General features: G+C 62.6%; 5 protein-coding genes. All 5 read left to right on the top strand.

Annotated features, from left to right (window positions below):
- Genes ABFD92_17450 through ABFD92_17470 form a run of 5 tightly spaced genes read left to right on the top strand, consistent with a single transcriptional unit; the run spans nucleotide 1 to nucleotide 1,807 of the window.
- Nucleotides 1–312 (top strand): DUF1353 domain-containing protein, encoded by a 312-nt coding sequence (locus tag ABFD92_17450; GenBank protein MEN6506324.1) that lies wholly within the window; start codon nucleotides 1–3, stop codon nucleotides 310–312.
- A 22-nt stretch (nucleotides 313–334) separates the two neighbouring features.
- Entirely contained in the window at nucleotides 335–1,015 is a 681-nt protein-coding gene (locus ABFD92_17455) for a hypothetical protein (protein ID MEN6506325.1), read from the top strand.
- A gap of 57 nt (nucleotides 1,016–1,072) precedes the next feature.
- Nucleotides 1,073–1,336, top strand: a complete 264-nt coding sequence (locus tag ABFD92_17460; GenBank protein MEN6506326.1) for a hypothetical protein — start codon at nucleotides 1,073–1,075, stop codon at nucleotides 1,334–1,336.
- Nucleotide 1,337: 1 nt separating this feature from the next.
- Nucleotides 1,338–1,556: a hypothetical protein gene (locus ABFD92_17465; GenBank protein ID MEN6506327.1), complete on the top strand. Its 219-nt coding sequence runs from the start codon at nucleotides 1,338–1,340 to the stop codon at nucleotides 1,554–1,556.
- The gene (locus ABFD92_17470) at nucleotides 1,553–1,807 is read left to right on the top strand and encodes a hypothetical protein (GenBank protein MEN6506328.1); all 255 of its coding nucleotides are present in this window, start codon (nucleotides 1,553–1,555) and stop codon (nucleotides 1,805–1,807) included. The genes ABFD92_17465 and ABFD92_17470 overlap by 4 nt, the downstream gene beginning before the upstream one ends.
- The last annotated feature ends 158 nt before the right edge of the window (nucleotides 1,808–1,965 follow it).

Raw genomic sequence — 1,965 nt, forward strand, 5'->3', positions numbered from 1 at the left:
ATCGCCATTCTGCTGGAGCCGCTGACATGGCGCGGCATCACGGTTCCTACCGGGTTCATGACGGATGGCGCCAGCGTGCCCCGCATCCTGTGGGCATGGCTTCCACCTTGGGGTGACGTCGCAACCCGAGCTGCAATTGTTCACGACTATCTGCTGGAGCGGCGCGACGACGGCATCCCGGTCCCGGGCGCCGAGACACGGGCGAAGTGCGACCAGTTGTTCTACGAGGCCCTTCTTGACTGCGGCGTGGGCAAGTTCCGCGCCCGACTGACCTGGCTGGGCGTGCGCCTCTACGCGCTGTCCGGCCGCTAACCCACAACCACAGGATATCGATATGAACGCAGCAGCCTTCTTCGAGGCGGTGCGGCCGATGTTTGGCGGCTCGCTGACGCAGTCTCAGGTCGACGGAATGAACGTCATCTTCGAGGCGTGGCGCAAGGTCGGCGACGGCAATATCCGCCATCTGGCTTATATTCTCGGCACTGCGTACCACGAGAGTGCCCGGACCATGCAGCCGGTGCGGGAAACCCTCGCCAAGACCGACGCCAAGGCCAAGGAGATCCTGACCAAGGCATGGAAGGCCGGCAAGCTGCCGTGGGTCAAGTCCGACTACTGGTCGAGCGGCTGGTTTGGTCGCGGCTTCGTCCAGCTTACCCACAAGGCCAACTACGTCAAGGCTGGGGAAAAGCTGGGCATCGACCTCGTGTCCGATCCGTCCAAAGCCATGATCCCGGAAGTGTCGGCGCTGATCCTCATTCGCGGGATGCAGGAAGGCTGGTTTACCGGCAAGAAGCTGTCCGACGCTGGCGATTTCCTCGAAGCCCGTCGCATCGTCAACGGCACCGACAAGGCCGGGCAGATCGCCACCTACGCCAATAGCTTCCTTTCGGCGCTGGAAGCCGCTGAGGCCGCTTCTCCCGCTACTGAGGCTCCCCGACACGTCAAAGGCCGAAAAGCCCGCCAGTGCCCCGCGCGGAGGCGGCTGGATCGTGCTTGCCATCATTGCGGTTGGTAGCGCCATCGCGGCGTTCGTCAACTGGCTGGTTTCTCTGTTCACTTGAAAGGATCGAAAATGAGCGCATACCCGACTGCCCGCACGGTGGGCGAATTGATTGCCGAGCTACAGAAGGTCGACCCGAACGCGGTCGTCATTACGTCCGAACCAACGGATGGTGTCCAGATCATCCCCCAAAATCCGCCCGGCAAGGTGCTTATCGCTCGCCTGCCTCGCGTTTCGCTGCCTGTTGGCGCCAACGGCATTGTGAGCGGCTACGCGCATGGCGGCGGTGGTGGCTACGGCGGGTATGGCACTGGCGGCGCGGGCGGGATGAACTGACATGTTCAAAGACCTATGGATTGCCATCGTCAGGTTCCGTACCTGGCTGGTCAACGGCATCGGCGCTCTGCTGATCCTATTGCCTGAACTGCTCAACGCCCCCGAGGTGATCGCGGTCGTCCCGCAGCAGTATCAGAAATACGTGTTCGTCGCCGCGCTGCTGCTGAACATCTGGTTGCGTCCGCGTCCGGCTGTCGTCAAAGCGGACATTGAGAAATGACCGGCTTCCTCACCGCTTGGCTCACTGACTTTGCCGACGCCATCACCGGGCTATTCCCGTTCGGTGCCCTTGGGCTGGCGTTTACCGTTGGCCTGATCTGTGGCGCTGTGCTGGGGAAAGTCGGTGTTGGCGCGCTTCTCGTGCTCGCTGGCGTGCTACGGTTCGGGACGAAGGTTCCAGACGCTCACGAGCATGTCGCTGGTCCTGACGCAGCCCCGCCAGTGAAGAAGAAGCGGAAGACGCTGTTCTAGGCTGGGAAAGTAGCTGGCGGGCCGGGCGCTACTCCGGCTAGCAGGGCAACAGTCGCGATCCGTTGCTATGCCCCTGCGGTTTCTGTCCTCTGCACGTCTGCTTTCCGTGCCGCCGCCAGCCCCCACAACATACCAAATCCCCGACTCCACGACAAGCG

It is taken from the genome of Planctomycetaceae bacterium (genome assembly GCA_039680605.1).
Classification (GTDB): Bacteria; Planctomycetota; Phycisphaerae; order SM23-33; family SM23-33; genus JAJFUU01.

What these genes read in the sequence shown, in the direction of transcription:
- ABFD92_17455 (MEN6506325.1), top strand. Translation starts at nt 335, where the DNA reads ATGAACGCAGCAGCCTTCTTCGAGGCGGTGCGGCCGATGTTTGGCGGC.
- ABFD92_17460 (MEN6506326.1), top strand. Translation starts at nt 1,073, where the DNA reads ATGAGCGCATACCCGACTGCCCGCACGGTGGGCGAATTGATTGCCGAG.
- ABFD92_17465 (MEN6506327.1), top strand. Translation starts at nt 1,338, where the DNA reads ATGTTCAAAGACCTATGGATTGCCATCGTCAGGTTCCGTACCTGGCTG.
- ABFD92_17470 (MEN6506328.1), top strand. Translation starts at nt 1,553, where the DNA reads ATGACCGGCTTCCTCACCGCTTGGCTCACTGACTTTGCCGACGCCATC.